Origin of the sequence: Clavibacter phaseoli, assembly GCF_021922925.1 — a bacterium.
Lineage (GTDB): Bacteria > Actinomycetota > Actinomycetes > Actinomycetales > Microbacteriaceae > Clavibacter > Clavibacter phaseoli.
Window position 1 is genome coordinate 887503 of the sequence record NZ_CP040786.1, and the last position, 25867, is coordinate 913369.

Sequence of the window (25867 nt, forward strand, 5' to 3'; positions counted from 1 at the left end):
ACCGCATGCAGACCGCAGACATCCGCAACGCCTGGCTGACGTACTTCGGCGACCGGGGGCACACCGTCGTGCCGTCGGCGTCGCTCGTCAGCGACGACCCGACCCTGCTGTTCACGGTGGCCGGCATGGTGCCGTTCGTGCCGTACCTCACGGGCGTCGTCCCCGCGCCGTTCCCGCGCGCCACGAGCGTCCAGAAGTGCATCCGCACGCTCGACATCGAGGAGGTCGGCCGCACGCCGCGGCACGGCACCTTCTTCCAGATGAACGGCAACTTCTCCTTCGGCGACTACTTCAAGGAGCAGGCCATCGCGTACGCGTGGGAGCTCCTCACGACGAGCGAGGCCGACGGCGGCCTCGGCTTCGACCCCCGGGACCTCTGGGTCACCGTCTACCACGAGGACGACGAGGCGCGTCAGGCGTGGAAGCGCATCGCGGGCCTGCCGGACGACCGGATCCAGGGCCTGGGTCGCGACACGAACTACTGGCACACCGGCCAGCCCGGCCCCGCGGGCCCCTGCTCGGAGATCTTCTTCGACCGCGGCCCCGCGTACGGCGCCGACGGCGGCCCGGCGACCGACGACGACCGCTACGTGGAGATCTGGAACCTCGTCTTCATGCAGTACCTGCGCGGAGCGGGCACGAGCAAGAGCGAGTTCGAGATCCTCGGCGACCTGCCCAAGAAGAACATCGACACCGGCATGGGGCTCGAGCGCGTCGCGTTCCTCAAGCAGGGCGTCGAGAACATGTACGAGATCGACCAGGTCCGCCCCGTGCTCGACCGCGCGGCCGAGCTCGCGGGCCGCCGCTACGGCGCCGACCACGAGGACGACGTGCGCATGCGCATCGTCGCCGACCACGTGCGCTCCTCGCTCATGCTCATGTCCGACGGCGTGCGGCCGTCCAACGAGGGGCGCGGCTACATCCTGCGCCGCCTCATGCGCCGCACCGTGCGCGCGATGCGCCTGATGGGCGTGGACGCCGCGACCTTCGGCGAGCTGTTCCCCGCGTCGCGCGACGCCATGAAGGCCGCCTACCCCGAGGTCTCCGACGACTTCGACCGCATCTCCCGCCTCGCGTACGCGGAGGAGGAGACCTTCCTCCGCACGCTCTCGGGCGGCACGACGATCCTCGACGTGGCCGTCGGCGAGACGAAGGCGGCCGGCGGCGAGCGGATCGCGGGCGACACCGCGTTCCTCCTGCACGACACGTTCGGCTTCCCCATCGACCTCACGCTCGAGATGGCGGAGGAGAACGGCCTCACGGTCGACCGCGAGGCCTTCGACCGCCTGATGCTCGAGCAGCGCACGCGCGCCAAGGCCGACGCCAAGAGCAAGAAGACCGCGCTGGCCGACCTCACCGTCTACAGCGAGTTCCGCGCGGCGGGCGAGACGCGCTTCACCGGGTACGACGAGCTCGAGACGGGCACCACGATCCTGGGCCTCATCGTGGGCGGCCACAGCGTCGACCACGCGGTCGCGGGCGACATCGCGGAGGTCATCCTCCCCGAGACGAGCCTCTACGCGGAGTCCGGCGGCCAGGAGGCCGACGCGGGCAGCATCGTCGGCCAGGGCTTCGACCTCGAGGTGCTCGACGTGCAGAAGCCCGTGAAGGGCCTCATCAGCCACCGCGTGCAGGTGCGCTCGGGCGAGGTGGGCGTCGGCGACGCCGCCACCACGGTCGTCGACGCCGACTGGCGCCGTGGCGCGACCCAGGCGCACTCGGGCACGCACCTCGTGCACGCCGCGCTGCGCCAGGTGCTCGGCCAGGACGCGCACCAGTCCGGCTCCTACAACCGGGCCGGCTACATGCGCCTCGACTTCGCCTGGAACCAGGCGCTGTCGGCGGAGACGCGCAGCGAGATCGAGGACATCGCGAACGGCGCCGTGCGCGACGACCTGCAGGTCGTGACGCGGGTCATGCCGATCGACGAGGCCAAGCAGCTCGGCGCCATGGCGCTGTTCGGCGAGAAGTACGGCGACACCGTGCGCGTCGTCGACATCGGCGGACCGTGGTCGCGCGAGCTCTGCGCCGGCACGCACGTGTCGTCCAGCGCGCAGATCGGGCTCATCAACGTGGTGGGGGAGTCGTCCGTCGGATCCACCAACCGCCGCATCGAGTCCCTCGTCGGCCGCGAGGCGTTCCAGGACCTCGCCGTCGAGCGCGCGATCGTGTCGCAGCTCACCTCGAGCCTCAAGACGCCGCGCGAGCAGCTGCCCGACCGCATCGCCGACCTCATGCAGAACCTCAAGACCGCGGAGAGGCGCATCGCCGACTTCGAGGCGCAGGCGCTGCAGCAGCGCGTGCCGGCGCTCCTCCAGCAGGGCGCGCGCGTGGGCGCCGTCACGCTGATCCAGGAGTCGCTCGGCAGCGTGCGCTCGGCCGACGAGGTCCGACAGCTGGTGACCCTCGTGCGGGAGCGCGCGGGATCCGAGCCCGTCGTGGTCGCCCTCGCGGGTGACGCGGGCGGCAAGCCGACCGTCATCGTGGCCACGAACCAGGCCGCGCGCGACGCCGGCGCCAAGGCCGGGCAGCTCGCCCGCGCGGCGGCGGCGGTGCTCGGCGGCGGCGGGGGCGGCAAGGACGACCTCGCGCAGGGCGGCGGATCCGACGTCGCGGCCATCGGCGACGCGCTGGCCGCGGTCCGCCGGGCGCTCGAGTCCTGATGCGCGTCGGGTCCCGCCTCGCGGTCGACGTGGGGAAGGCCCGCATCGGCCTCGCCCGGTCGGATCCGCACGGGCTGATCGCGACGCCCGTCGAGACCGTGCCGCGCGACGCGGGCGGCTCGGCGGACGTGCGGCGCATCCTCGAGGTGGCCGCCGAGATCGACTGCGCGGAGATCCTCGTGGGCCTGCCGCTCGCCCTGTCGGGCCGGCCCACGGCGTCCACGGACGACGCGGAGGGGTTCGCCCGGCGCCTCGCGGACGCCACGGAGATCACCGTTCGGCTGGTCGACGAGCGCCTCTCGACGGTCTCCGCGCAGGGCGCCCTGCGGGCCTCGGGCAGAGGCTCTCGTAAGCAGAAGCCCGTGATCGACCAGGTGGCGGCCGTTATAATCCTTCAACATGCGCTCGAGACCGAGCGCTCCGCCGGCTCCCCACCCGGTGCTCTCGTCCCGAGGAACCGAGTCGATCCTGACCGACACGCCTGAGACCGACCCCACCCGACGCGCCACGGCGGCCGCGGGTGGTGGCGGCGACCCCTTCGAGAGCCTGTTCGGCGACCACACCCCGACGGCGCCCGATCCGGCCTCCGCCGCTCCGGCCGCGCGCGGCGAGGGGCCCGGCATCGGCACCGGGGCGCCCATGACCCGACGCGAGCTGCGCGCGCTGCGCGAGGCCGCGGAGGCCCAGGCGGGGACCCCCGCTCCCGCCCCGGACGACGCCCCTCGGTCCGCGACGGCCGCCGCGCGGGAGTCCGCGCCCCGCCTCGCCGAGGCCGCCGCCCGTCCCGCGACCGAGCACCGCCCGCGCGCCGACGTGGCCGCCGCCGCGTCGACCTCCGCCGCATCCGCCGCCGGAGACGCCTCCAGCGCGTCCGCGTCCGCCGCCGGCATCACGGCCGCGACCACGACCGGCACCACCACGCCGGCCCGCGAGGCGCGGGGCGGCGGACGCGGGACCCCGCCGCGCGCGGCGGCCCCCGTCGCCCCGAAGCCGAAGCGCCGCCACCCCAAGTGGCCCTACGTCGTCGTCCTGCTCGTCGTGCTCTTCGGCGGCGCCGCCGTCATCGCGACGTCGCTGTTCGGCCCGGTCGTGTCCGCGCTGCTGACGCCCGCCGAGCCCACCGACTACGACGGCGACGGATCCGGCGAGGTGCAGGTGGTCGTCAAGACCGGCGACACGGGCAGCACCATCGGCGACACGCTCGCGGCGCAGGACGTCGTCAAGACGTCGAAGGCCTTCTACCAGGCGGTCGTCGCCTCGGGCAGCGAGGTCGTGTTCCAGCCGGGGACGTACACGCTGCGGAAGCAGATGAGCGCGGCGTCCGCGCTCGCGCTGCTGCAGGATCCCGCCAGCCAGATCCAGGCCAAGGTCACCATCCCCGAGGGCCAGACCGCCGCGCAGGCGTTCGAGCTCATCGCGGAGGGCACCGGCACCCCCGTCGCCGACCTCGAGGCCGCCTCCGCCGACCGCGCCGCGCTCGGCATCCCCGTCGAGGCGCCGAACATCGAGGGCTACCTCTTCCCCGCCACGTACGACTTCCCGCCCGGCACCTCCGCGACGGACATGGTGAAGGCGATGGTGAGCCGCACCTTCCAGGCCCTCGACCAGGCCGGCGTGCCCGCCGCCGACCGGCACCGCGTGCTCACGCTCGCCGCGCTCATCCAGAAGGAGGCCCGCTTCGAGGGCGACTTCTACAAGGTGTCGCGCGTCTTCCAGAACCGCATCGCCATCGGCATGCCGCTGCAGTCCGACGCGACCGTCGCCTACGGCGCGCAGTCGGTCGGCCGCGTGACGACCACCGACGCCGAGCGCGCCGACGACAACCCGTGGAACACCTACGTGCACCCGGGGCTGCCGATCGGCCCCATCTCCAACCCGGGCGACCTCGCGATCAAGGCCGCGCTGGCCCCCGCGGACGGACCGTGGCTGTACTTCGTCACCGTCAACACCATCACGGGCGACACGGTCTTCTCCGAGAACTACGAGGACCACCTCAAGGCCGTCGCGCAGTGGCAGCAGTTCATGAAGGACAACCCGGGCAATGGCTGATCCGCGGACGCCGGCCGTGCGGCTGGCGGTCCTCGGCAGCCCCATCGCGCACTCGCTCTCCCCGCGGCTGCACCGCGCGGCGTACGACGTGCTCGGGCTCGACTGGTCCTACGAGGCGGTGGAGTGCGCGGGGGCCGACCTCGGCGCGTTCGTCGCGGGAATCGGATCCGGCTGGCGCGGCCTCTCGCTCACCATGCCGCTCAAGCGCGACGTGCTGCCGCTCCTCGACCGGGTCGACGACACGGCGCGCCTCGCAGGCGCGGCCAACACCCTGCTGCTCGAGGAGGACGGGGACGGGCGCACGCGGCGACGCGGAGCGAACACGGACGTCGCCGGGATCGTGCGCGCGCTCGGGGCGGCCGGCGTGGAGCGTACGCAGCGCGCGGTCGTGCTGGGCGCCGGATCCACGGCGCGCTCAGCCGTCGTCGCGTCGGCCCGCATGGGCGCGCGCGAGGTCGTCGTCGCGGCCCGCCGCCTGGAGCAGGGGCGGGAGCTCGCGCCGCTCGCCGACGAGCTGGGCGTCGCGCTCCTGGCCGTGCCGCTCGACGGGGAGCTCGCGGAGCTGCGCGACGCCGACACCGTGATCAGCACGCTCCCGGGCGACGCCGCCGCGGCCGTGTCGCTGCCCCGGGCCCTGCCCGACGCGACCGTGCTCCTCGACGTGACCTACGCGCCGTGGCCGACCGGCATCGCCACCGCGTGGGAGCGCGCGGGCGGCCGCGTCGTGCCGGGGATCGACATGCTCGTGCACCAGGCGCTCGACCAGGTGCGCCTGTTCGCGCACGGGGACGACGCCCGTCCGCTGCCGGACGAGGAGCGCGTGCTGGCGGCGATGCTCGCGAGCGTCGACCGGGATCCGCGGAGGCCCTGGACGGGAGCCTGACCCGCGGGTCCGACCTGGCCGCTGGGGGAGGCTCTAGGAGGGAGCCCGGCCGCCGGTGCGACCTGACCGCTGTGGGAGGATGGGATCATGCTGCGTTGGCTCACCGCCGGGGAATCCCACGGCCCCGAACTCATCGCCGTCCTGGAGGGCCTGCCCGCGGGCGTGCCCGTCAGCCTCGACGGCATCCGCGCCGACCTCGCCCGTCGCAAGCTCGGCTACGGCCGCGGCGCGCGTATGGCGTTCGAGCAGGACGAGCTGAGCCTCTCGACCGGCGTGGTCCACGGGCGCACGCTCGGCAGCCCCATCGCCGTGCGCATCGGCAACACCGAGTGGCCGAAGTGGGTCGACGTCATGAGCCCCGAGCCGGTGGATCCCGCGAAGCTGCAGGGTGCGCGCGCCGCGGCCCTCACGCGTCCCCGGCCCGGCCACGCCGACCTCGTGGGCATGCAGAAGTACGACTTCGACGAGGCGCGCCCCGTGCTCGAGCGCGCGAGCGCCCGCGAGACAGCCGCCCGCGTCGCGCTCGGCGCCGTGGCCCGCGCGTTCCTCGCCGAGCTCGGGATCACCCTCGTCAGCCACACGCTCTCCATCGGCCCCGTCCGGGTGCCCGAGGGCGCGCCGCTGCCGACGCCCGCCGACGTGGACGCGCTGGACGCCGATCCGCTGCGCTGCTTCCACCCCGAGACGAGCGCCCGCATGGTCGCCGAGGTCGATGACACGAAGCAGAGCGGCGACACGGTCGGCGGCGTCGTCGAGGTCCTCGCCTACGACCTGCCGCCCGGCCTCGGCTCGCACGTGCACTGGGACCGCCGTCTCGACTCCAAGCTCGCGGCCGCGCTCATGGGCATCCAGGCGATCAAGGGCGTCGAGGTCGGCGACGGCTTCCTCACCACCACGCGCCGCGGATCCGAGGCGCACGACGAGCTGTTCTCCACCGACGCCGGGATCGGCCGGTCCACGGACCGCGCCGGCGGCACCGAGGGCGGCATGTCGACGGGCACGGTCCTCCGCGTCCGCGCGGGCATGAAGCCCATCGCGACCGTGCCGCGCGCCCTCCGCACCATCGACACCGCCACGGGCGGGGCGGCCCCCGCGAACCACCAGCGCTCCGACGTCTGCGCGGTGCCCGCCGCGGGCGTCGTGGCCGAGGCGATGGTCGCGCTCACGCTCGCCGACGCCGTGCTGGAGAAGTTCGGCGGCGACTCCGTGGGCGAGACCCTCCGCAACCTCCGCGGCTACCTCGACGCGATCCCCGAGGGGCGCCGCACGGGCGCCGACCTCGTGGACGAGGCGGACGCCGCGCCGCCGGCGGCGCCCGAGGCCTGAGCGTGCCGGTCGTCCTGATCGGCCCGCCCGGTGCGGGCAAGACCACGGTCGGCCGTCGCGTCGCGAAGGCCCTCGGGGTGCCCTTCACCGACACGGACCGCGCGATCGTCGAGGCGCACGGATCCATCGCCGACATCTTCCGCGAGCACGGCGAGCCGCGGTTCCGCGAGCTCGAGCGGGCCGCGGTCGCCGCCGCCCTCGCGGAGGACGGCGTCGTCTCGCTCGGCGGGGGAGCCGTCCTCGACCCCGCGACGCGCGCCGACCTGGGGTCGTGCCGCGTGGTGCTCCTCACCGTGAGCGAGCACGCCGTGCGCGCGCGGATCCGCGGCCACGACCGCCCGCTCGTCGACGGCCTCGAGAGCTGGCGGCGCATCGTCGCCGACCGCGAGGAGCTGTACCGCTCGCTCGCCGACCTGACCATCGACACCTCCGACCGCCCGCTCCCGCGCATCGCCCGCGAGATCGAGCGCTTCGCCCGGGAGAGGCAGCCATGACCGACGCACACCCCACCGACGCCGTCGCGCCCGCGACGCCCGCGACGCCCGCGACCGCCGAGCCCGACGCGCCCACCGTGATCCGCGTCTCCGGCGCCCCCGGCTACGACGTCACCGTGGGCCGGGGTCTCGTCGCGGGCGTGGGCGCGCTGCTCGGCCCGCGCGTGCGCAAGGTGCTCATCGTGCACGCGCCCGCCCTCGCCGAGGAGGCGTCCCGGCTGCGGGAGCGCCTGCAGGGCGACGTGGAGGTGTACCTCGCGGAGGTGCCCGACGCCGAGGGCGCCAAGCGCGTCGAGGTCGCCGCGTTCTGCTGGAAGATCATGGGCACCACCGACTTCACGCGCTCGGACGCCGTCATCACGCTCGGCGGCGGCGCCACGACCGACCTCGGCGGGTTCGTCGCGGCGACGTGGCTGCGCGGCGTGATGCTCATCCAGATCCCCACGACGGTGCTCGCGATGGTCGACGCGGCCGTCGGCGGGAAGACAGGCATCAACACGTCCGAGGGCAAGAACCTCGTCGGGGCGTTCTACGCGCCGACCGCCGTGATCGTGGACCTCGACCTGCTGGCCACCCTGCCGCGGAACGAGATCGTCACGGGCTTCGCGGAGATCGTGAAGGCCGGGTTCATCGCGGTGCCGGAGATCCTCGACATCATCGAGCGCGACGTCGCGCGCGTCACGGATACCACGAGCGGCGAGTTCCGCCGCGTCGTCGAGCTGGCGATCGCGATGAAGGCCGAGGTCGTGGGGGAGGACTTCACCGAGAAGGGCCGCCGCGAGATCCTCAACTACGGGCACACGCTCGGCCACGCCATCGAGCACGCCGAACGCTACCGCTGGCGGCACGGCGCGGCCGTCGCGGTGGGCATGGTGTTCGCCGCCGAGCTCTCGCGCCTCACGCGCTCGCTGTCGGACGAGGCGGTCGACCGGCACCGCCGGATCCTCGACTCGCTCGACCTGCCCACCAGCTACCCGGTCGGCCGCTGGCCCACGCTCGTCGCGAGCATGAAGCGCGACAAGAAGGCGCGCGGCGACATGATGCGCTTCATCGTGCTCGACGGCGTCGGCCGGGCGAGCGTGCTCAACGGTCCCGAGGAGGCGCTGCTGTTCGCGGCGTACCAGGAGATCGGCTCGTGACCGACCCCGCGCATCCCGACGCGCCCGTCCGGCCCGTCGCGCTGATCACGGGCGTCGGCCGGGTCGCCGGGCTCGGCGCGGCCATCGCCGAGGACCTGGCCCTCGGCGGCTGGGACGTCGCCTTCTCGTACTGGTCCGCCTACGACGCGCGCATGCCCTGGGGCCCGCAGCCCGACGACCCGGCCCGGGTCGCCGAGGCCGTCGAGCGCGCCGGCGGACGCGCGCACGCGATCGAGGCCGACCTGATGGACACGGGCGCGGCCGAGCGGATCCTCGACGAGGTCGAGCGCGCGCTCGGCCCGATCACGGGCCTCGTCCTCAGCCACGCCGAGTCGGTCGACAGCGGGCTCCTCGACACGACCGTGGAGGCCCTCGACCGGCACCTCGCCGTGAACGTGCGGGCGTCGCTCCAGCTCATCCAGGGCTTCGCCCGGCGGTACCGCGCCGAGCCCGGCGCGGGCCGCATCGTGGCGCTCACGAGCGACCACGTCGTCGGCAACGTGCCGTACGGCGCGAGCAAGGCGGCGCTGGACCGCATCGTCATCGCGGCCGCGCGCGAGCTCGAGCACGTGAGGGTGACCGCGAACCTCGTGGATCCCGGGCCCACCGACACCGGCTGGTTCACGCCCGAGCTGCGCGAGGGCCTCCGGCAGGCCACGCCCCGCGGCCGGCTCGCCGAGCCCCGCGACGCCGCCGCGCTCGTCTGCTTCCTGCTGTCGGCCGAGGGCGGCTGGATCAACGGCCAGCGCATCCGCTCCGACGGCGGCCAGAGCGTCGGCTGACCCGCCCCTAGGCTGGTCGCATGTCACGCGTGCTCGTCCTCAACGGCCCCAACCTCGGACGGCTCGGCAGCCGCGAGCCCGACGTGTACGGCACCGGGTCGCTCGACGACCTCCGCCGGGAGCTCGTCGCGTTCGCGCCCGACGACGTCGAGATCGACCTGCGCCAGACCGACGACGAGGCGACCCTCATCGGCTGGCTGCACGAGGCCGTCGATGCCCGTACCCCCGTGATCATGAACCCCGCCGCCTTCACGCACTACTCGTACGCGCTCCGCGACGCCGCCGCGCTCGTGACGAAGGCCGGCATCCTCCTCATCGAGGTGCACATCTCGAACCCGCACGCGCGCGAGGAGTTCCGGCACACCAGCGTCATCTCGCCCGTCGCGACGGGCGTCATCGCGGGGCTCGGGCAGGGCTCCTACCTCCTGGCCCTCGCGCACGTCGTGACCGGCACCCGTTAGGCTGATCCCTCGGATCGCCACGCCGCCCGCACCGGGACGGCGCCCGGCACCCCCGTGCGGCCGCACCGACGCCGCACCTCCCGCTCGTCGAACAGGCAAGGACCCTCCCCGCATGGCCTCTACCGCTGACATCAAGAACGGCGTCGTCCTCAACATGGACGGCCAGCTGTGGACCGTCATCGAGTTCCAGCACGTGAAGCCGGGCAAGGGCGGCGCGTTCGTGCGCACCAAGGTCAAGAACGTGATGAGCGGCAAGGTCGTCGACCGCACGTTCAACGCGGGCGCCAAGATCGAGACCGAGACGGTCGACCGCCGCGACTTCCAGTACCTCTACGCCGACGGCGAGAACTTCGTGTTCATGGACACGAGCGACTACGACCAGATCACGCTGTCCGCCGCGCAGGTCGGCGACGCGAAGAACTTCATGCTCGAGAACCAGGACGTGACCGTCGCGCTGCACAACGGCGAGGGGCTCTACGTCGAGCTGCCCGCGTCCGTCGTGCTCACCATCACGTACACGGAGCCGGGCCTGCAGGGCGACCGGTCGACGGGCGGCACCAAGCCCGCGACCGTCGAGACCGGCCACCAGATCCAGGTCCCGCTCTTCCTCGAGCAGGGCACGCGCGTCAAGGTGGACACCCGCACGGGCGACTACCTCGGCCGCGTCACCGACTGACCCCGTGAGCGCACGCACCAAGGCGCGCAAGCGCGCCCTCGACGTCCTCTACGTCGCGGACATCCGCGGCGAGTCCATCCCCGCGACCCTCGCGGTCGAGCAGCAGCGCGCCGCCGCCGAGCCCGACCGCCAGGCCTCGTGGCAGTACGCCCGCGAGATCGCCGAGGGGTTCGTCGAGCACCAGGACGAGATCGACGAGCTCATCGAGACGTACTCGGTGAACTGGACGCTCGCCCGCATGCCCGCCGTCGACCGCGCGATCCTGCGCATCGGCATCTGGGAGATCCTCTTCAACGCCGACGTGCCCGACGGCGTCGCGATCTCCGAGAGCGTCGACCTCGCGTCGTCGCTCTCGACGGACGAGTCGGCGTCGTTCGTGAACGGCATGCTGGCCCGGATCGCGGCCACGCAGGCCTAGGCGCGGCACGGCGGCGCGGGCCCGATCGCGCCAGCCCGTTACGTCGCGTGACGCCCCGCGACGGCGTGTGACGCGGCCCGGTCCGCCGCCGTCCGGGGCGTCCTAGCGTCGGGTCATGCCCGTCACCGCATCCGCCCCGCGACCCGACCGGACGACCGCCGCGTCGGCCGCCCCCGGCCCGGGATCCGCCGGCGCGGTCGAGCTCCGCGGGGTCGGCCGCTCGTTCCCCGTGGACGGATCCCGGGCCCGGCGCACCGTGCTCCGGGACGTCGACCTCGACCTCGCCGCGGGCGACGTCGTCGCGATCCTCGGGCCGTCCGGCTGCGGCAAGTCCACGCTCCTGCGCCAGGTGAGCGGGCTCGACGGGCCCGACGCCGGATCCATCCGCATCGACGGCACGCCCGTGCGCGACGTCGACCAGCGCTCCGCCGTCGCGTTCCAGGAGCCGCGGCTGCTGCCGTGGCGCACGATCCGCGCCAACGTGCGCCTCGGCCTGCCCCGCGACGTGCCGCGCGCCGAGGGCGACGCCCGCGTGCGCGACCTGCTCGAGCTCACGGGCCTCGCCGAGGCCGCCGACCTCCGCCCGCGACAGGTCTCCGGCGGCATGGCCCAGCGCGCCTCGCTCGCCCGCGCGCTCGCCCGGCGGCCCCGCGTCCTCGTGCTCGACGAGCCGTTCGGCGCGCTCGACGCCCTCACGCGCCTCCGCATGCAGGACCTGCTGCTCGACGTGCACGCCGCGATCCCCACCACGGTCCTCCTCGTCACGCACGACGTGGACGAGGCCCTGCACCTCGCCGACCGCGTGGTGCTGCTCGGCCCGGATCCCGAGGACGGGGCCGCGCCCGGCGCGACCGTCCGCCGCGTCCTCGAGGTCCCGGGCGCCCGCCCGCGCGACCGCGGCGACGCGACCCTCGCCGCCCTCCGCGCCGAGCTGCTCGAGGGGCTCGGCGTGCCGGGCCACCGGACGCGCTGAGCCGGACCACCGCCACCACCCGCCGCACGCCCGCCCGCACCATCCGACACCGCACCGAGGACCCACCGTGACCCGTCTCCTGCCCCGCAGATCCATTCCCGCCCTCGCGCTCGCGGGCGCCGCCGCGATGCTCCTCGCCGGATGCGCCGCGGGGGAGGGCTCGTCCGTCGCCCCCGCCGCCGACGCCACCGCGGATGCAGCGGGCTGGAGCGCTGACACGCTCACCCTCGACTGGGCGACCTACAACCCGCTGAGCCTCATCGTGAAGGACCAGGGCCTCGTCGAGAAGCGGCTCGGGTCGGACGTGACGGTCGACTGGGTGCAGAGCGCCGGGTCGAACAAGGCCAACGAGCTGCTGCGCGCGGGCGCCGTCGACGTGGGATCCACCGCCGGGTCCGCCGCGCTCCTCGCCCGTGCCAACGGCTCGCCCATCCGCACCATCGACGTGTACTCGCAGCCGGAGTGGACCGCGATCGTCGTGCCGAAGGGGTCGCCCATCACGAGCGTCGACCAGCTCCGGGGCGCCGACATCGCCGCCACGAAGGGCACCGACCCGTACTTCTTCCTGCTGCAGACGCTCGACCAGGCCGGCATCCCGGCCTCCGACGTCACCATCCAGAACCTCCAGCACGCCGACGGCCGCGCCGCCCTCGAGAACGGCTCCGTCGACGCGTGGGCCGGGCTCGACCCGCTCATGGCCGCGAGCGAGGCCGAGGCGGGGTCCACGCTGCTGTACCGGAACGTCGACTTCGCGACCTACGGGTTCCTCAACGCGACGCAGTCCTTCCTCGACGCGTCGCCCGACCTCGCGCAGGCCGTCGTGGACTCCTACGAGGAGGCCCGCGCCTGGGCCGTCGAGCACCCGGACGAGACGGCGGCGATCCTCGCGCAGGCCGCCGCGATCGACCCGGCCATCGCGTCCACCGTCATCGGCCGCACGAACCTCGGCGTGGATCCCGTCCCCGGCGACGCGCAGCGCGCCGTGCTGGAGCGCGTCGGCCCGATCCTCGTGGAGTCGGGCGACGTGACCGACCAGGGGAAGGTCGACACGGCCCTCGACGAGCTGTTCGAGCCGCGGTTCGCCGAGGCCGCGGATCCCGCCTCCGGGTCGGCCGGATGACCGCGCTCCGGCCCGCCCGGGAGGACGTCCGCGCGGGCGGCCGCACGGGCGCCGACGCGCCTGACGACGGCGATCGCGTCGCGCGCCCGGCGCCCGGCCGCGCGACCCGCGACGCCCTCCTCCGGGTCGCCGTGGGCCTCGTGGTCCCCGTCCTGGTGGTCGGCCTCTGGGCGGTCGTGACCGCCACGGGCGCCGTGCCCGCCCACCTCCTGCCCGCGCCGCTCGACGTGGTGCGCGCCGGAGCGGAGCTCGCCCAGCAGGGGATCCTCGGGCAGTACGTCGCCATCTCGCTGCAGCGCGTGCTGCTCGGCTTCGCCCTCGGCGCCACCGTGGGCCTCGTGCTCGGCACCGTCGTCGGCCTCTCCCGCGTCGGCCGTCTCCTGCTCGCGCCCACGGCGGGCGCGTTCCGCACGGTGCCGTCGCTCGCGTGGGTGCCGCTGCTGCTGCTCTGGATGGGGATCAACGAGGACTCCAAGGTCACGCTCGTCGCCATCGGCGCGATGTTCCCCGTGTACACGACCGTCGCGGGCGCGCTCCGGCACGTGGACCCGCACCTCGTGGAGGTCGGGCGCGCGTTCGGCCTGACGCGGATCCCGCTGCTCGTCACCGTGCAGCTGCCCGCCGTGCTGCCCGCCGTCGTCTCCGGGCTCCGGCTCGCGCTCGCGCAGTCGTGGCTGTTCCTCGTGGCGGCGGAGCTCCTCGCCGCGTCGATGGGGCTCGGGTACCTGCTCACGGAGTCGTCCTCCAACGGACGCGTCGACCGGGTGCTGCTCGCGATCGTCCTGCTCGCCGTGCTGGGCGCCGTCACCGACGCGGTCGTGGGTCTCGTGGAGCGGGTGCTCGTCCGCCGCTGGGGCTGACGGCCGCCCGCTCCGTGTCGCCCCGTGACGTCCCGGTTCCGGATCCGCGAGCCCGCGCACGTAGCGTCGGCGCATGACCTCCCCGCGCACCGAGCAGGCCGAGACCGCGTCTGACCACATCACCGACGCCGAGCGGGCGCTCTTCCCGCCGCCCGCCGCGCTCGCCGCCGCCGCGAACGTCACGGCGGAGGCCTTCGCGCGCGCCGAGGCGGATCCGATCGCCTTCTGGGAGGAGGCCGCCCGCCGCCTCGACTGGGAGACGCCGTGGGAGACCGCGCACACATGGATCCCGCCGGTCGCCGCCGACGGCACGCCGCAGGTGCCCGCCGCCACCTGGTTCGCGGGCGGCCGCCTCAACGTCGCCGCCAACTGCGTCGACCGCCACGTCGCCGCCGGCCGCGGGGACAAGGTGGCGCTGCACTTCGAGGGCGAGCCGGGTGACCGCCGCACGGTCACCTACCGCGACCTCCAGGAGGAGGTGTCCCGCGCCGCCAACGCCCTCACGGCCCTCGGCGTCGGGCCCGGCGACCGCGTCGTGATCTACCTGCCCGTGCTCGTCGAGACGATCGTCGCCACGCTCGCGGTCGCCCGCATCGGCGCCGTGCACTCGCTCGTCTTCGGCGGCTTCTCCGCGGAGGCCCTGCGCTTCCGCGTCGAGGACACGGGCGCGAAGCTCCTCATCACGAGCGACGGCCAGAACCGCCGCGGCACGGCCGTCGCCACCAAGCCGCAGGCCGACGAGGCCGTCGCGGGCGTCGCCTCGATCGAGCACGTGCTCGTCGTCCGCCGCACCGGCCAGGACGTGCCGTGGACCCCGGGACGCGACGTGTGGTGGCACGACGCCGTGGGATCCGCGTCGCCCGTGCACGCGCCCCTGGCCTTTGACGCCGAGCACCCGCTCTTCATCATCTACACGTCCGGCACGACCGGCCGCCCCAAGGGCCTCGTGCACACCTCCGGCGGCTACCTCGCCCACGCGTCGTGGGCGCACTGGGCCCACTTCGACGCGAAGCCCGACGACGTGCACTGGTGCACGGCCGACCTCGCGTGGGTCACCGCGCACACCTACGAGATCTACGGCCCGCTCTCCAACGGCCTCACGCAGGTGATCTACGAGGGCACTCCCGACACGCCCCACCGCGGGCGGCACCTGGAGATCATCGAGCGGTACGGGGTCACGACGTACTACACGGCGCCCACGCTGATCCGCTCGCTCATGGGCTGGTACCCCGACGGCGTCGCCGGGCACGACCTCTCGAGCATCCGGCTGCTGGGGTCGGTGGGGGAGGCCATCAACCCCGCGGCCTGGCGCTGGTTCCACCGGGAGATCGGCGGGGGATCCGCGCCCGTCGTCGACACCTGGTGGCAGTCCGAGACGGGGGCCGCCGTCATCGCGCCGCTGCCGGGCGTCTCCACGCTGAAGCCCGGCGCCGCCGGCCGCGCGCTGCCCGGCTTCCGGGTGGACGTGGTCGACGACGACGGCGAGCCCACGGTGCAGGGGGAGGCGGGCCTCCTCGTCATCCAGCGCCCCTGGCCCGGGATGGCGCGCACCGTATGGGGCGACCCCGCCCGCTACCGCAGCGCGTACTGGGAGCGCTTCGCCGACCGCGGCTGGTTCCTCGCGGGCGACGGCGCCCGGCGCGACGCCGACGGCGACATCGCGCTGCAGGGCCGGATCGACGAGGTCGTCAACGTCTCCGGGCACCGCCTGTCCACCATCGAGATCGAGTCGGCGCTCGTCGCGCACCCGCGCGTGGGGGAGGCGGGCGTCACGGGGGTCGCGGACGACCTCACCGGCCAGCGCGTGGTCGCGTTCGTCGTCCCGCGCGGCGACGACCGCCCCGCTGACGACGACGCCGACGGCTGGGCGGCGCTCGCCGCGGAGCTGGGGCCCGTGCTCACGGCGCACGTGGCGCGCGCCATCGGGCCGGTCGCCAAGCCCCGCCGGATCGTCGCGGTGCCGGACGTGCCGAAGACGCGGTCGGGCAAGATCATGCGCCGCCTCCTCGCCGACCTCGTGGAGGGCCGGACCCTCGGCGACGCCACGAGCCTGCAGGACGCCGCCGTGCTCGGCCGGATCCGCGCGGTCCTCGACGCCTCCCCGCGCTGAGGACACGCGCGGGCTGCGCGGCGCGCCCCGCGTCCGGGGGGACACCCGCTAGAGTGACCGGCGGAACAGACCACCTTTAACATCCGTCCCGAGAGGCGGGGAAGGAGGTCGGATTGCCTCAGCGCATCGTGCTGCAGCCCTCTGACATCACCCGTGCGCTCACGCGCATCGCCCACGAGATCCTCGAGTCGAACCGCGGTCCGCACGACCTGCTGCTCCTCGGGATCCCCACCCGCGGCACCGTCCTCGCCGAGCGCATCGGCCGGATCATCGCCCGCCTCGAGCCCGAGGCCCCCGCCGACCTGGTGGGCTCGCTCGACGTCACGATGTACCGCGACGACCTGCAGCGGAACCCCACGCGCGCGCCCGCGCCCACCCGGCTGCCCGCCGGCGGCGTCGACGGCCGCACCGTCGTGCTCGTCGACGACGTGCTCTTCTCCGGCCGCACCGTGCGCGCGGCCCTCGACGCGATCGGCGACCTCGGCCGCCCCACGGCCGTGCGGCTCGCCGCGCTGGTCGACCGCGGCCACCGCGAGCTCCCCATCCGCGCCGACTTCGTGGGCAAGAACCTGCCGTCCAGCCTCGCCGAGCGGATCTTCGTCCGGCTCGAGGAGACCGACGGCGAGGACTCGGTGAGCATCGCCGGCCCGGACGACGAGCCGGCGACCGGAGCCGCCGCCGGCACCGGCACCGGCGAGGGGACGACGCGATGAGGCACCTGCTCTCCACCCGCGACCTGTCCCGGGACGAGGCGGTCCACATCCTCGACGTCGCCGAGGACATGGCCGACGTCGGCACGCGCGAGATCAAGAAGACCCCCGCGCTCCGCGGCCGCACGGTCGTCAACCTCTTCTTCGAGGACTCCACCCGCACCCGCATCTCCTTCGAGGCCGCCGCCAAGCGCCTGTCGGCCGACGTCATCAACTTCAGCGCGAAGGGGTCGAGCGTCTCCAAGGGCGAGAGCCTCAAGGACACCGCGCAGACGCTGCAGGCCATGGGCGCCGACGGCGTGGTCGTCCGCCACCCGTCCTCGGGCGCGCCGCACACGCTCGCCGGCAGCGGCTGGATCGACGCCGGCATCGTCAACGCTGGGGACGGCACGCACGAGCACCCCACGCAGGCGCTGCTCGACGCCTTCACCATACGCCGCCGGCTGCACGGGTCCGCCGCGCGCGGCAAGGGCCTCGACGGCACGCGCGTCGTCATCGTCGGCGACGTCCTGCACTCGCGCGTCGCCCGCTCGAACGCGTGGCTGCTCACGACGCTCGGCGCCGAGGTCACGCTCGTCGCGCCGCCCACGCTCGTGCCGGTGGGCGTCGGATCCTGGCCCGTCACCGTCCGCTACGACCTCGACGCGGCGCTCGCCGAGGGGAAGCCCGACGCCGTGATGATGCTCCGGATCCAGGCCGAGCGCATGCGCGCCGCCTTCTTCCCGAACCCGCGCGAGTACGCGCGCATCTGGGGGCTGGACGACGCGCGCCTCGCGCTCCTCGGGCCCGATACGATCGTCATGCACCCGGGGCCCATGAACCGCGGGCTCGAGATATCCGCCGCCGCCGCCGACTCGGAGAGGTCCACGGTGCGCGAGCAGGTCGCCAACGGCGTCTCGGTGCGCATGGCCGTCCTCTACCTCCTGCTGTCCGGCGACGGGAAGGCCGACCGATGACCCAGAACGAGATGACCCAGGACACGATGACCCTGGACGACACCCACCTGATCCGCGGCGCGACCCTGCCCTCGGGCGAGCGCGCCGACATCCTCGTCGCCGACGGTCTGATCCGGGAGATCGGCCCCGACCTCGAGGCGCCCGACGGGGCGCACGTCATCGAGGCCGACGGCCTCGTCGCGCTGCCCGGCCTCGTCGACCTGCACGTGCACCTCCGCGAGCCCGGCTACGAGCAGAGCGAGACCGTGCTCACGGGATCCCGCGCCGCGGCCCTCGGCGGCTTCACGGCGGTCTTCGCGATGGCCAACACCATGCCCGTGCAGGACACGGCGGGGGTGGTCGAGCAGGTCAAGGCCCTCGGCGACGCGGCCGGGTACGCCACCGTGCGCCCCATCGGCGCGGTCTCGGTCGGGCTCCAGGGGGAGTCGATGGCGGAGATCGGCGCGATGGCCTCCAGCCGCGCCGCCGTCCGCGTGTTCTCCGACGACGGCAAGTGCGTCTCGGACCCGCTGCTCATGCGCCGCGCGCTCGAGTACGTGAAGGCCTTCGACGGCGTCATCGCGCAGCACGCGCAGGACCCGCGCCTCACCGAGGGCGCCACCATGAACGAGGGCGCGCTGTCCGGCGAGCTCGGCATCACGGGCTGGCCCGCTGTCGCCGAGGAGTCGATCATCGCGCGCGACGTGCTGCTCGCCGAGCACGTCGGATCCCGCCTCCACGTCTGCCACGTCTCCACCGCCGGCTCGGTCGACGTGATCCGCTGGGCCAAGGCCCGCGGCGTCGACGTCACGGCGGAGGTCACGCCGCACCACCTGCTCCTCACCGAGGACCTGGTCGCCGGCTACGACGCGCGCTACAAGGTGAACCCGCCGCTCCGCCGCCGCGAGGACGTCGAGGCCCTGCGCGCCGCGCTCGCCGACGGCACGATCGACGTGGTCGCGACCGACCACGCGCCGCACCCCATCGAGGCCAAGGACTGCGAGTGGGACGCGGCCGCGTTCGGCATGGTCGGCCTCGAGTCGGCGCTCTCCGTGGTGCAGCTCGCCATGGTCGACACCGGGCTGCTCGACTGGGCGGGCGTCGCCCGCGTCATGTCGCACGCGCCCGCGCGCATCGGCCGGCTCGCCGAGCACGGGCACGCGCTGGCCGGCGGGTCACCGGCCGACATCACGCTCTACGACCCGCGGGCCTCGCGCGTCTTCGGCCGCGACGACCTCGGCGGCCTCAGCGGGAACTCGCCGTACCTGGAGATGACGCTGCCCGGCCGCGTCGTCGCGACCCTCCACCGCGGATACCCGACCGTGCTCGACGGCGCGCTCGTCGACCGCGAGACGGTCGCCCGCGCCGCCGTCCTCCGCGACCGCGCGGACGCTGACGCGCGCGACCAGGCCGCCTCCGACGCCCGGGCGGGACGCGCATGAGCGACCGCGTCGGACCCGCGATCACGGTGATCGCGTTCCTCCTCCTGCTCCTCGCGCTCATGGCGCTCGGCTGGCGCGCGCGCCGCCGACGCCAGCGCGCGCTGCCCGAGCCGCCGCGTCCGCCCGCCGGGCTCGGCGCGCCCGCGCTCGAGGTCGACGTGCTCTACGTCGCCACGACCACGGCCGGCCAACCGCTCGACCGGCTCACCGTGACGCCCCTCGGCTTCCGCGGGCGCGCCGCGGCCCGGGTGCACGACGCGGGCCTCGTGCTCGCGATCGACGGCGAGCGCGAGGTGCTCGTGCCCGCCGACCGCATCACGGGATCCGGCCTCGCGACCTACGCGATCGACCGCGTCGTGGAGGAGGGCGGCCTCGTGGCCGTCACCTGGATCCTCGACGAGGCGGCCGGCATCCCGGTGGACACGTACCTCCGGGTGATCGACCCGCGCGAGAAGACCGCGCTCGTCGACGCCCTCCAGCGGATCCCGCGCATCGCGCACGACGACGACAACGAAGGGAAGTGACCGACATGGCCCGACACGAACCAGCTGTCCTGGTGCTCGAGGACGGACGGAGGTACGTCGGACGCGCGTACGGCGCCCGCGGCGTGACCCTCGGCGAGGCCGTCTTCGCGACCGGCATGACCGGCTACCAGGAGACGATCACCGACCCGTCCTACGCGGGGCAGATCGTGCTCCAGACGGCGCCGCACATCGGCAACACCGGCATGAACGACGACGACATGGAGTCCCGCCGCATCTGGGTCGCCGGCTACGTCGTCCGCGACCCCTCGCGCGTGGTCTCCAACTTCCGCGGGCAGCGCACGCTCGAGGATGACCTCGTCGCCCAGGGCGTGGTCGGCATCTCCGGCATCGACACGCGCGCCGTGACGCGCCGGATCCGCGACGAGGGCGCCATGCGCGCCGGCGTCTTCTCCGGCGACGCCTTCGCGCTCGGCGACGAGGAGCAGCTCGCGCAGGTGCGCCAGGCGCCCGACATGGCGGGCCGCAACCTCTCCGCCGAGGTCTCCACGCAGGAGACGTACACGATCCCGGCGGTCGGCGAGCGCATCGGGTCCGTCGCGGTCCTCGACCTCGGCATCAAGACCGCCACGGTGAAGCACCTCGCGGCCCGCGGCCTCGACGTGCACGTGGTGCCGCAGTCGATCACCACGGAGGAGCTCGCCGAGCTCGCGCCGACGGCGGTCTTCTACTCGAACGGCCCCGGCGACCCCGAGGCCTCGCAGTACCACGTGGAGCTCCTGCAGGACGTGCTCCGCAAGGGCATCCCGTTCTTCGGGATCTGCTTCGGCAACCAGCTGCTCGGCCGCGCCCTCGGGTTCGACACCTACAAGCTGCCGTTCGGCCACCGCGGGATCAACCAGCCCGTGCTCGACCGGCGCACCGGCCGCGTCGAGATCACGAGCCAGAACCACGGCTTCGCGGTCTCCGCGCCGCTCGACGGCCCCGTGGACAGCCCCGCCGGCTTCGGCCGCGCGGAGGTCAGCCACGTCTCGCTCAACGACCAGGTCGTGGAGGGGCTGAACTGCCTCGACATCCCGGCCTTCAGCGTCCAGTACCACCCGGAGGCGGCCGCGGGCCCGCACGACTCGTCGTACCTCTTCGACCGGTTCGTCCAGCTGATCCACGACGCGTCGGGCACCGCCCCCGCCGCCGCGACCCCCCAGGAGACCGTGTAATGCCCAAGCGCGACGACATCAACAGCGTCCTCGTCATCGGCTCCGGGCCGATCGTCATCGGCCAGGCCGCCGAGTTCGACTACTCCGGCACGCAGGCCTGCCGCGTGCTCCGCGAGGAGGGCGTCCGCGTCATCCTCGTGAACTCGAACCCCGCCACGATCATGACCGACCCGGGCTTCGCCGACGCGACGTACATCGAGCCGATCACGAGCGAGGTGCTCGAGAAGATCATCGTCAAGGAGAAGCCCGACGCGGTGCTCCCGACCCTCGGCGGCCAGACGGCGCTCAACGCGGCCATCCGCCTCGACGAGCTCGGCATCCTCGCCAAGCACGGCGTCGAGCTCATCGGCGCGAAGGTCGAGGCCATCCAGAAGGGCGAGGACCGTCAGCTCTTCAAGGACCTCGTCATCGAGTCCGGCGCCGACGTCGCCCGCTCGCACGTCGCGAAGACGCTCGAGCAGGCCGTGGAGTTCGCCGAGGACCTCGGCTACCCGCTCGTGATCCGCCCCTCGTTCACCATGGGCGGCCTCGGCTCCGGCTTCGCGCACACGCGCCAGGAACTCGAGCGCATGGTCGCCGACGGCCTGCAGTCGAGCCCCACCACCGAGGTGCTCCTCGAGGAGTCGATCCTCGGCTGGAAGGAGTACGAGCTCGAGCTCATGCGCGACACGGCCGACAACACGGTCGTCGTCTGCTCCATCGAGAACGTCGACCCGGTCGGCGTGCACACGGGCGACTCGATCACGGTCGCGCCGGCGCTCACGCTCACCGACCGCGAGTACCAGCACATGCGCGACATCGGCATCGACATCATCCGCCGGGTGGGCGTCGACACGGGCGGCTGCAACATCCAGTTCGCGGTGGACCCCGCGGACGGCCGCCTCATCGTCATCGAGATGAACCCGCGCGTCTCCCGCTCGAGCGCGCTCGCGTCGAAGGCCACGGGCTTCCCGATCGCGAAGATCGCCGCGAAGCTCGCCATCGGCTACCGCCTCGACGAGATCCCGAACGACATCACCAAGGTCACGCCCGCGAGCTTCGAGCCCACGCTCGACTACGTGGTCGTGAAGGTGCCGCGCTTCGCGTTCGAGAAGTTCCCGGCCGCGGACGCCGAGCTCACCACGACCATGAAGTCGGTCGGCGAGGCCATGGCCATCGGCCGCAACTACTCCACCGCGCTGCAGAAGGCGCTGCGCTCGCTCGAGAAGCGCGGATCCTCCTTCCACTGGGGCGCGGAGACCCGCTCGGTCGACGAGCTGCTCGAGGTGAGCCGCACGCCCACCGACGGCCGCATCGTCACGGTGCAGCAGGCGCTCCGCGCCGGCGCCACGGCGGAGCAGGTCTTCGACGCCACCAAGATCGACCCCTGGTTCATCGACCAGATCGTGCTCATCAACGAGGTCGCCGACGCCGTGCGCGACGCCGACGAGCTCGACGCGGGGACGCTGCGCGAGGCGAAGGACCACGGCTTCTCGGACGCGCAGATCGCGGAGATCCGCGGCCTCGCCGAGCAGGAGGTGCGCGACGCGCGCCACGCGGCCGACATCCGCCCCGTCTACAAGACGGTCGACACGTGCGCGGGGGAGTTCCCGGCGCTCACGCCGTACCACTACTCCAGCTACGACTACGAGACGGAGATCGTGCCGTCCGACCGCCGCAAGGTGATCATCCTGGGCTCGGGCCCGAACCGCATCGGCCAGGGCATCGAGTTCGACTACTCGTGCGTCCACGCGTCCTTCGCGCTGGCCGAGGCCGGGTACGAGACGATCATGATCAACTGCAACCCGGAGACGGTCTCGACCGACTACGACACGAGCGACCGGCTCTACTTCGAGCCGCTCACGCTCGAGGACGTGCTCGAGATCGTGCACGCGGAGCAGCAGGCGGGCGAGCTCGTCGGCGTCGTCGTGCAGCTCGGCGGCCAGACCGCGCTCGGGCTCGCCAAGGGCCTCGAGGCCGCGGGCGTCCCGATCCTCGGCACGAGCCCGTCGGCCATCGACCTCGCGGAGGAGCGGGGCCTGTTCTCCGGGATCCTCGACGCCGCGGGCCTCGTGGCGCCGCGCAACGGCACGGCCGTCGCGATCGACGAGGCCGTGGTCGTCGCGGAGGGGATCGGCTACCCGGTCCTCGTGCGCCCGAGCTACGTGCTCGGCGGCCGCGGCATGGAGATCGTGTTCGACACCGCCACGCTCCACGACTACTTCCTGCGCATGGCCGACCAGGGCATCATCGGCGAGGGGAAGCCGCTCCTCATCGACCGGTTCCTCGACGACGCCATCGAGATCGACATCGACGCGATCTACGACGGCACCGAGCTGTACGTGGGCGGCGTCATGGAGCACATCGAGGAGGCCGGGATCCACTCGGGCGACTCGAGCTGCACGCTCCCGCCCGTGACCCTCGGCCGCGGCCAGATCCAGCAGGTCGTCGACGCCACGCGCGCCATCGCCGAGGGCGTGGGCGTGCGCGGCCTCCTCAACGTCCAGTTCGCGATCGGCGCGGGCGTGCTCTACGTCCTCGAGGCGAACCCGCGCGCGAGCCGCACGGTGCCCTTCGTCTCGAAGGCGCTCGGCATCCCGCTCGCGAAGGCCGCGTCGCTCGTCATGGTCGGCACGTCCATCGCGGAGCTCAAGGCCTCCGGGCTGCTGCCCGAGCGCGACGGATCCGACGTGCCGATGGACTCGCCCGTCGCCGTGAAGGAGGCCGTGCTGCCCTTCAAGCGGTTCCGCACGAAGGACGGCCTCATCGTCGACTCCGTGCTCGGCCCGGAGATGCGCTCCACCGGCGAGGTCATGGGCATCGACCGCGACTTCCCGCGCGCGTTCGCGAAGAGCCAGGAGGCGGCGTTCGGCGGCCTCCCGCTCTCCGGCACGGTGTTCGTCTCGGTCGCCGACCGCGACAAGCGCTCGATCGTGCTGCCGGTGCTCCGCCTCCAGCAGCTCGGCTTCGAGGTGCTCGCGACCGCGGGCACGGCGGAGATCCTCAGCCGCAACGGGATCCAGGCGCGCGTCGTCCGCAAGTACAGCGAGGAGCCCGCCGCGGGCGACTCGCCGTCGATCGTCGACCTCATCAACCGCGACGAGGTGGACGTGGTCATCAACACGCCGTCGGGCCGCACCGCGCGCGCGGACGGCTACGAGATCCGCGCGGCGGCCGTGGCGGCCGACAAGGCGCTGTTCACGACCATCGCGCAGCTCACGGCCGCGGTCGCGTCCTTCGACGCCATCCGCGCGGGCTTCGACGTGACGAGCCTGCAGGACTACGCGATCGCCCGCGAGGCCCGCAGGTGACGAGCGCGGACGGCGGGGCGGCCCTGGCCGCCCCGCCGTTCGGCGCGCGCCTCGCCCGCGCCTTCCGGGAGCGCGGGCACCTCTGCGTCGGCATCGACCCGCACCGGTCGCTGCTCGACGCGTGGGGCCTCGCCGACGACGCGCGGGGCCTCGAGGAGTTCGGCCTGCGCGTGGTCGAGGCGACCGCGGGGCGGGCCGGCATCGTCAAGCCGCAGGTCGCGTTCTTCGAGCGCCACGGATCCGCCGGGTACGCCGCCCTCGAGCGCGTGCTCGCCGCGGCGCGCGACGCCGGCCTCCTCGTGATCGCCGACGCCAAGCGCGGCGACATCGGGTCCACCGTCGACGCGTACGGCGCCGCCTGGCTCGCGCCCGACAGCCCGCTGCGCGCCGACGCCGTGACGCTGACGGCCTACACGGGCGTCGGATCCCTCGACGGCGTCCGCGCCGCGGCCGACGCGTGGGGCGCGGGCGTCTTCGTCCTCGCCGCGACCTCGAACCCCGAGGCCAGGGACCTGCAGCGCGCCGTGCTGCCGAGCGACGCCGCCGGGCCCGCCGCCCGCACGGTGGCGCGCGGGATCCAGGACGCCGCCGTCGCCGCCAACGGCCCGCTCGACGACCCGTCCGCGGATCCCGGGGCGTTCGGGCTCGTCGTCGGCGCGACCGTCGACGCCGCCGACGCCGGGCTCGACCTGGCGCGGCTCGTCCGCACCCCGATCCTCGCCCCCGGCTTCGGCCACCAGGGCGCGCTGCTCGGCGATGTCCGGAAGCTGTTCGGCCCGGCCGCCGGCGTTGTCATCGCGGCCGCGTCCCGGAGTATCCTCGCGGCAGGGCCACGGCGTGTCGCGGAGGCCGTCACCGACCACGCCGGACGACTCGAAGAGGTGCTGCCATGAGGCCCGAACCACCCGAGGTCGACCGGGTCGCCGCATCCCAGGCCGCCGTCGCCGCGCGCCGCGCCCGCGCGCAGGTCAAGCACGACATCGTCACGGGGGAGCGGACGCCGCTCGGCGTGCTCGACGCGTCCGCGGATCCCGCCCGCCGCGCCGAGGCCACGCTCCGCGTCACGGAGTTCCTCACGAGCATCCCGAACATCGGCCCCACCAAGCTCGAGCGGATCCTCGGCGAGCTCGGCATCTCCACCGCCAAGCGCCTCGGAGGCCTCGGCGTGCACCAGCGCGTGCGCCTCACGCGCTTCCTCGAGGAGTGGCAGGCGGCGAAGCAGATCGTCGAGCCCAGCCGGCTCGTCGTCCTCGCGGGTCCCACCGCGGTCGGCAAGGGCACCGTCTCCACCTTCATCCGCGAGAACGAGCCCGACGTGCTGCTCTCCGTCTCCGCCACGACGCGCGCGCCGCGTCCCGGCGAGGTCGAGGGCGTCAACTACTACTTCGTCTCCGACGCCGAGTTCGACCGGATGGTCGAGCAGCAGGAGCTCCTCGAGTGGGCGACGGTGCACAACGCCCACCGCTACGGCACGCCGCGCGCGCCCATCGACGCCGCGCTGGCCGAGGGCCGCAGCGTCCTGCTCGAGATCGACATCCAGGGCGCGCGCCAGGTGAAGGCCGCGATGCCCGAGGCCCGCCTCGTGTTCCTGCTGCCGCCCACCTGGGAGGAGCTCGTGCGCCGCCTGGTCGGCCGCGGCACCGAGGGGCCCGAGGAGCAGCAGCGCCGGCTGGACACCGCGAAGGTCGAGCTGGCCGCCCAGGACGAGTTCGACCACCTCGTCGTCAACCGCGATGTCGCGGATGCCGCGCGCGAGGTCGTAGACTTGATGAGATCCAGGAAGGCCGTCAGTCCATGAAGCGGACCCGCACGGCCTTCTTCCATGCAATGAGGAAGC

The 25867-nt window shown here is 73.9% G+C and carries 23 protein-coding genes; all 23 read left to right on the plus strand.

Annotated elements, in window-relative coordinates; translation table 11 throughout:
* Positions 1–5: 5 nt before the first annotated feature.
* On the plus strand, positions 6–2663 hold the full coding sequence (alaS, locus tag FGI33_RS04165; protein WP_119434594.1) for an alanine--tRNA ligase: 2658 nt from the start codon (positions 6–8) through the stop codon (positions 2661–2663).
* The gene (ruvX, locus tag FGI33_RS04170; protein ID WP_119434593.1) at positions 2663–3148 is read left to right on the plus strand and encodes a Holliday junction resolvase RuvX; all 486 of its coding nucleotides are present in this window, start codon (positions 2663–2665) and stop codon (positions 3146–3148) included. The genes alaS and ruvX overlap by 1 nt, the downstream gene beginning before the upstream one ends.
* Entirely contained in the window at positions 3063–4712 is a 1650-nt protein-coding gene (gene mltG / locus FGI33_RS04175) for an endolytic transglycosylase MltG (RefSeq protein WP_237582308.1), read from the plus strand. Before ruvX ends, mltG begins: the two co-directional genes overlap by 86 nt.
* The gene (locus tag FGI33_RS04180) at positions 4705–5595 is read left to right on the plus strand and encodes a shikimate dehydrogenase (RefSeq protein WP_237582310.1); all 891 of its coding nucleotides are present in this window, start codon (positions 4705–4707) and stop codon (positions 5593–5595) included. Before mltG ends, FGI33_RS04180 begins: the two co-directional genes overlap by 8 nt.
* An 87-nt stretch (positions 5596–5682) precedes the next feature.
* Positions 5683–6921, plus strand: coding sequence for a chorismate synthase (gene aroC / locus FGI33_RS04185; protein WP_119402301.1), 1239 nt, complete (start codon positions 5683–5685; stop codon positions 6919–6921).
* A 2-nt stretch (positions 6922–6923) separates the two neighbouring features.
* Positions 6924–7415, plus strand: a complete 492-nt coding sequence (locus tag FGI33_RS04190; protein WP_119434671.1) for a shikimate kinase — start codon at positions 6924–6926, stop codon at positions 7413–7415.
* Positions 7412–8554, plus strand: a complete 1143-nt coding sequence (aroB, locus tag FGI33_RS04195) for a 3-dehydroquinate synthase (protein ID WP_182623303.1) — start codon at positions 7412–7414, stop codon at positions 8552–8554. Before FGI33_RS04190 ends, aroB begins: the two co-directional genes overlap by 4 nt.
* Positions 8551–9336 carry an SDR family oxidoreductase gene (locus tag FGI33_RS04200; protein ID WP_119434672.1) on the plus strand — a complete coding sequence of 262 codons (786 nt, stop codon included), beginning with the start codon at positions 8551–8553 and terminating at the stop codon, positions 9334–9336. The genes aroB and FGI33_RS04200 overlap by 4 nt, the downstream gene beginning before the upstream one ends.
* Before the next feature lie 20 nt (positions 9337–9356).
* On the plus strand, positions 9357–9797 hold the full coding sequence (locus tag FGI33_RS04205) for a type II 3-dehydroquinate dehydratase (protein ID WP_119402298.1): 441 nt from the start codon (positions 9357–9359) through the stop codon (positions 9795–9797).
* Positions 9798–9909: 112 nt separating this feature from the next.
* Positions 9910–10473 (plus strand): elongation factor P, encoded by a 564-nt coding sequence (gene efp, locus FGI33_RS04210; protein WP_012038481.1) that lies wholly within the window; start codon positions 9910–9912, stop codon positions 10471–10473.
* Between the two features lie 4 nt (positions 10474–10477).
* Positions 10478–10891, plus strand: coding sequence for a transcription antitermination factor NusB (nusB, locus tag FGI33_RS04215; protein ID WP_043586586.1), 414 nt, complete (start codon positions 10478–10480; stop codon positions 10889–10891).
* Between the two features lie 115 nt (positions 10892–11006).
* On the plus strand, positions 11007–11864 hold the full coding sequence (locus tag FGI33_RS04220; protein WP_237582311.1) for an ABC transporter ATP-binding protein: 858 nt from the start codon (positions 11007–11009) through the stop codon (positions 11862–11864).
* A gap of 67 nt (positions 11865–11931) precedes the next feature.
* Positions 11932–12984 carry an aliphatic sulfonate ABC transporter substrate-binding protein gene (locus tag FGI33_RS04225; protein WP_237582313.1) on the plus strand — a complete coding sequence of 351 codons (1053 nt, stop codon included), beginning with the start codon at positions 11932–11934 and terminating at the stop codon, positions 12982–12984.
* On the plus strand, positions 12981–13844 hold the full coding sequence (locus FGI33_RS04230; protein WP_237582314.1) for an ABC transporter permease: 864 nt from the start codon (positions 12981–12983) through the stop codon (positions 13842–13844). The genes FGI33_RS04225 and FGI33_RS04230 overlap by 4 nt, the downstream gene beginning before the upstream one ends.
* A 73-nt stretch (positions 13845–13917) precedes the next feature.
* The gene (acs, locus tag FGI33_RS04235) at positions 13918–15954 is read left to right on the plus strand and encodes an acetate--CoA ligase (protein ID WP_237582315.1); all 2037 of its coding nucleotides are present in this window, start codon (positions 13918–13920) and stop codon (positions 15952–15954) included.
* A gap of 113 nt (positions 15955–16067) precedes the next feature.
* Positions 16068–16667: a bifunctional pyr operon transcriptional regulator/uracil phosphoribosyltransferase PyrR gene (gene pyrR, locus FGI33_RS04240; RefSeq protein WP_237582316.1), complete on the plus strand. Its 600-nt coding sequence runs from the start codon at positions 16068–16070 to the stop codon at positions 16665–16667.
* Complete coding sequence (locus FGI33_RS04245; RefSeq protein ID WP_119402253.1) at positions 16664–17620, plus strand: aspartate carbamoyltransferase catalytic subunit; 957 nt, start codon at positions 16664–16666, stop codon at positions 17618–17620. The genes pyrR and FGI33_RS04245 overlap by 4 nt, the downstream gene beginning before the upstream one ends.
* A complete protein-coding gene (locus FGI33_RS04250; RefSeq protein WP_391510293.1) occupies positions 17617–19041 on the plus strand; it encodes a dihydroorotase in 1425 nt (474 codons plus the stop codon). Before FGI33_RS04245 ends, FGI33_RS04250 begins: the two co-directional genes overlap by 4 nt.
* Complete coding sequence (locus FGI33_RS04255; RefSeq protein WP_237582317.1) at positions 19038–19565, plus strand: PH-like domain-containing protein; 528 nt, start codon at positions 19038–19040, stop codon at positions 19563–19565. The genes FGI33_RS04250 and FGI33_RS04255 overlap by 4 nt, the downstream gene beginning before the upstream one ends.
* 5 nt (positions 19566–19570) lie before the next feature.
* A complete protein-coding gene (gene carA / locus FGI33_RS04260) occupies positions 19571–20740 on the plus strand; it encodes a glutamine-hydrolyzing carbamoyl-phosphate synthase small subunit (protein ID WP_182623314.1) in 1170 nt (389 codons plus the stop codon).
* The gene (gene carB, locus FGI33_RS04265; protein WP_119434824.1) at positions 20740–24030 is read left to right on the plus strand and encodes a carbamoyl-phosphate synthase large subunit; all 3291 of its coding nucleotides are present in this window, start codon (positions 20740–20742) and stop codon (positions 24028–24030) included. The genes carA and carB overlap by 1 nt, the downstream gene beginning before the upstream one ends.
* Complete coding sequence (gene pyrF / locus FGI33_RS04270; protein WP_237582318.1) at positions 24027–24923, plus strand: orotidine-5'-phosphate decarboxylase; 897 nt, start codon at positions 24027–24029, stop codon at positions 24921–24923. The genes carB and pyrF overlap by 4 nt, the downstream gene beginning before the upstream one ends.
* A complete protein-coding gene (gene gmk, locus FGI33_RS04275) occupies positions 24920–25828 on the plus strand; it encodes a guanylate kinase (protein ID WP_119435022.1) in 909 nt (302 codons plus the stop codon). Before pyrF ends, gmk begins: the two co-directional genes overlap by 4 nt.
* Positions 25829–25867 lie beyond the last annotated feature (39 nt).

What these genes read in the sequence shown, in the direction of transcription:
- alaS (WP_119434594.1), top strand. Translation starts at nt 6, where the DNA reads ATGCAGACCGCAGACATCCGCAACGCCTGGCTGACGTACTTCGGCGAC.
- ruvX (WP_119434593.1), top strand. Translation starts at nt 2,663, where the DNA reads ATGCGCGTCGGGTCCCGCCTCGCGGTCGACGTGGGGAAGGCCCGCATC.
- mltG (WP_237582308.1), top strand. Translation starts at nt 3,063, where the DNA reads ATGCGCTCGAGACCGAGCGCTCCGCCGGCTCCCCACCCGGTGCTCTCG.
- FGI33_RS04180 (WP_237582310.1), top strand. Translation starts at nt 4,705, where the DNA reads ATGGCTGATCCGCGGACGCCGGCCGTGCGGCTGGCGGTCCTCGGCAGC.
- aroC (WP_119402301.1), top strand. Translation starts at nt 5,683, where the DNA reads ATGCTGCGTTGGCTCACCGCCGGGGAATCCCACGGCCCCGAACTCATC.
- aroB (WP_182623303.1), top strand. Translation starts at nt 7,412, where the DNA reads ATGACCGACGCACACCCCACCGACGCCGTCGCGCCCGCGACGCCCGCG.
- FGI33_RS04205 (WP_119402298.1), top strand. Translation starts at nt 9,357, where the DNA reads ATGTCACGCGTGCTCGTCCTCAACGGCCCCAACCTCGGACGGCTCGGC.
- efp (WP_012038481.1), top strand. Translation starts at nt 9,910, where the DNA reads ATGGCCTCTACCGCTGACATCAAGAACGGCGTCGTCCTCAACATGGAC.
- FGI33_RS04220 (WP_237582311.1), top strand. Translation starts at nt 11,007, where the DNA reads ATGCCCGTCACCGCATCCGCCCCGCGACCCGACCGGACGACCGCCGCG.
- FGI33_RS04230 (WP_237582314.1), top strand. Translation starts at nt 12,981, where the DNA reads ATGACCGCGCTCCGGCCCGCCCGGGAGGACGTCCGCGCGGGCGGCCGC.
- acs (WP_237582315.1), top strand. Translation starts at nt 13,918, where the DNA reads ATGACCTCCCCGCGCACCGAGCAGGCCGAGACCGCGTCTGACCACATC.
- FGI33_RS04245 (WP_119402253.1), top strand. Translation starts at nt 16,664, where the DNA reads ATGAGGCACCTGCTCTCCACCCGCGACCTGTCCCGGGACGAGGCGGTC.
- FGI33_RS04250 (WP_391510293.1), top strand. Translation starts at nt 17,617, where the DNA reads ATGACCCAGAACGAGATGACCCAGGACACGATGACCCTGGACGACACC.
- FGI33_RS04255 (WP_237582317.1), top strand. Translation starts at nt 19,038, where the DNA reads ATGAGCGACCGCGTCGGACCCGCGATCACGGTGATCGCGTTCCTCCTC.
- carA (WP_182623314.1), top strand. Translation starts at nt 19,571, where the DNA reads ATGGCCCGACACGAACCAGCTGTCCTGGTGCTCGAGGACGGACGGAGG.
- carB (WP_119434824.1), top strand. Translation starts at nt 20,740, where the DNA reads ATGCCCAAGCGCGACGACATCAACAGCGTCCTCGTCATCGGCTCCGGG.
- gmk (WP_119435022.1), top strand. Translation starts at nt 24,920, where the DNA reads ATGAGGCCCGAACCACCCGAGGTCGACCGGGTCGCCGCATCCCAGGCC.